Raw genomic sequence first — 2,471 nt, forward strand, 5'->3', positions numbered from 1 at the left:
TAGCTAGCTTTTTAGAAAGAATAACGTTTTTTGTCACTTGGGGGTAGTGAAAATTCTTAAGTTGATGGGCATGGGGCTGTAACGATATTAGATGTGATTTATCCTACAAAAATGTTTATATTCACCCAAATGCAAAGTTATATATTAGCTGGTAGTATTTTCATCATTACAGTAGCAATAAATATATATTTTAATGGATGGTTTAAAAACTTATATTTAATCATCCCGCTTTCTATTATGTTAGTGTTTAAAACATTTACATCAGAAGACCTTGTTCCAATGTTATTTCAAATTATATGTTTATACGGAAGTTTGTTTATTTTAATTTTCCTTGAAATTATGATGAAGACGAATAGAAGAGAAGCGATTAAATAAGGGAGGGATTATCATGCAGATTTCTAAAGAAGGAGAAAAATTTTTAATTGATACGAAAGTGTATTTAATAACGAAAGGAATGAAAGAAGAAGATGTTGACGCTTTTTTAGAAGATGCAGAACTTCATTTAATTGAAGGTGAGAAAGAAGGGAAAACGGTAAGTGATATATTTGGTGATTCGCCAAAAGAGTATGCGGAAGAATTAGCGAAAGAGATGGAGAAAGATAAAGGCGGGAGTATAAAGAGTATTTTAGGAATGATAATTGGTATTGGCGGGTATTGGTTACTTACAAATATTTTATTTGAAAGCCCAAATCATGAATTTACATTAACGAATGTACAATTAATTGGATACCCAATTGTTTTAATGATTACGATTGTAGGAATTATATTTGCTTTTAAAATGTCATCATTTAAGAGTAAAATAAAAGAATTTAGCATTATTTATGTAGCAGCATTGCTACCGATTTTATTACTAGTATTATTAATGTTTATGAATAAATGGTATGGGACACCTGTATTACAATTAACGACTATACAAAGTTATATACTAGCTGGAGTTATCTTGTTAGTACTGTTAATTGGAGAAGCATACATACTTGGCTGGATTGGGATATTAACTGTTATTGTCCCGCTATTCATTATGTTTGTATTTAAAGGATTGGGAGAAAAAAGTCCATACATGGGAATGTTAGAATCTTTACTTCTGTATGGAAGTTTATATGTATTAATGCGATGGTCTTTCAAAAATGAGGAGAGAAAAAGTGTAAACTAGTAATTTGGAAGGAGGGAATGCGATGCTTTCTCAAGAGTCACGAGATTTCCTTGCAAATACAGGTACTTATTTAACGGCAAAGGGGATAAGTGAAAAAGATATTGAATCCTTTTTAGAAGATGCAGAATTGCATTTAACTGAAGGTGAAAAAAGAGGCAAGAATGTAGAGGATATATTTGGTGATTCACCAAAGGAATATGCAAATCAACTTGTAAAAGAAATGCAAGTTGATTATAAATGGAATTTAGGATGGCTAGCTACAGCTGTTATGAGTATATTATGCTATTGGACTATTCCAGATCTTTTATTTCGAAATTTAAATGAACCTTATACCATTTCTTTAATAGGATTAATCGGATATCCGGTTATCTTACTGTTAATGATTATGGGAGGGGTTTTATTTTTAAGAGGTGCTAGTTTTCAAAGGAGTATGTTGAAAAAAGGTTTACTGCTATTTGGAGCAGTAATACTCACTTATTTACCAATATTAATAATGTTCTTAAAGGGTTGGTACAGTTTTCCTTTATATGAACTCCCTCAATTAGGAAGATATTTAATTGGAGGAGTTATGCTATTGATAACAACGATTGTGAATGTTCGGTCTCTTGGTTGGATTGGTTTACTTGTTTTAGGAATCCCAATTTTTATGATATTTATGGTTGAACAAATAGTAAGAGTGTATTTCTAAGAAGAAGCTCTAGAAATACAAAGGATAATCATATTTGTATTTTATATTATAATATTGTGATATGTTTTGTTCTTCGGTTTAATAGGAAAGTGGCTGCTCTGGATATGCAAAAAAATATTTCCAAAGAAATATTATATAGAGATTTTTAGAGTAATTGTATTTATGTTTAGTTGTATATTTGCATCCGTTGCAGCCGGAATGTGATTTATTGATTGGAATCTATTGTTTTAAACAGTAACAAGGGCGTTACTGTTTTTTTCTTTGCAATAAAGAGCTTTGTAAAGAGAGAGCTTTTTGTTCGTTCGTTAATAGAGACTGAATATGGACATTTTCAGGGCGAGGGACGATCGGATACATAAGATTTGTTGGAGAAGGATGGTGCTCCGAGCCAGTTGGGGAATGAGGATCTGCGTGAGTAAGTTTTCCGTGAACACGTCTTGTAAATAAAATATGACCAATTTCATGAGCGAGCGTATATATATTTTTCATAGGAGCAGCCGAGTTTGTTAAAACGATATACCCTGTAAGTTGCTGTTGTTTTGCTAAAGAGTAGGCACTGTCAACAACGATTCAAATTTCCCCAATTTCAACGAAATGAAATTCCCCATTATGAACGGCTAAATCGTTGTTTGG

The 2,471-nt window shown here is 31.9% G+C and carries 2 protein-coding genes and 3 pseudogenes; 4 read left to right on the forward strand and 1 reads right to left on the reverse strand.

The features are described from left to right. Positions 1 to 72: 72 nt before the first annotated feature. The 4 genes and pseudogenes from PDQ33_RS28680 to PDQ33_RS28695 all read left to right on the forward strand — a co-directional run. Positions 73 to 375: pseudogene (locus tag PDQ33_RS28680) on the forward strand (HAAS domain-containing protein); the annotation flags it as partial. A 13-nt stretch (positions 376 to 388) separates the two neighbouring features. Next, positions 389 to 1,150 (forward strand): DUF1129 domain-containing protein, encoded by a 762-nt coding sequence (locus PDQ33_RS28685; RefSeq protein ID WP_061132244.1) that lies wholly within the window; start codon positions 389 to 391, stop codon positions 1,148 to 1,150. A 22-nt stretch (positions 1,151 to 1,172) separates the two neighbouring features. Then, entirely contained in the window at positions 1,173 to 1,838 is a 666-nt protein-coding gene (locus PDQ33_RS28690) for a DUF1129 domain-containing protein (RefSeq protein ID WP_270393549.1), read from the forward strand. Between the two features lie 60 nt (positions 1,839 to 1,898). After that, positions 1,899 to 2,042 (forward strand): annotated as a pseudogene (locus tag PDQ33_RS28695) (DNA-binding protein); the annotation flags it as partial. A 42-nt stretch (positions 2,043 to 2,084) separates the two neighbouring features. Here PDQ33_RS28695 and PDQ33_RS28700 read toward each other — a convergent pair. Continuing rightward, positions 2,085 to 2,405, reverse strand: a pseudogene (locus PDQ33_RS28700) (DUF955 domain-containing protein); the annotation flags it as partial. Positions 2,406 to 2,471 lie beyond the last annotated feature (66 nt).

The sequence above is a fragment of the Bacillus cereus group sp. Bc031 genome (assembly GCF_027716265.1).
GTDB lineage: Bacteria > Bacillota > Bacilli > Bacillales > Bacillaceae_G > Bacillus_A > Bacillus_A paranthracis.

What these genes read in the sequence shown, in the direction of transcription:
- PDQ33_RS28685 (WP_061132244.1), top strand. Translation starts at nt 389, where the DNA reads ATGCAGATTTCTAAAGAAGGAGAAAAATTTTTAATTGATACGAAAGTG.
- PDQ33_RS28690 (WP_270393549.1), top strand. Translation starts at nt 1,173, where the DNA reads ATGCTTTCTCAAGAGTCACGAGATTTCCTTGCAAATACAGGTACTTAT.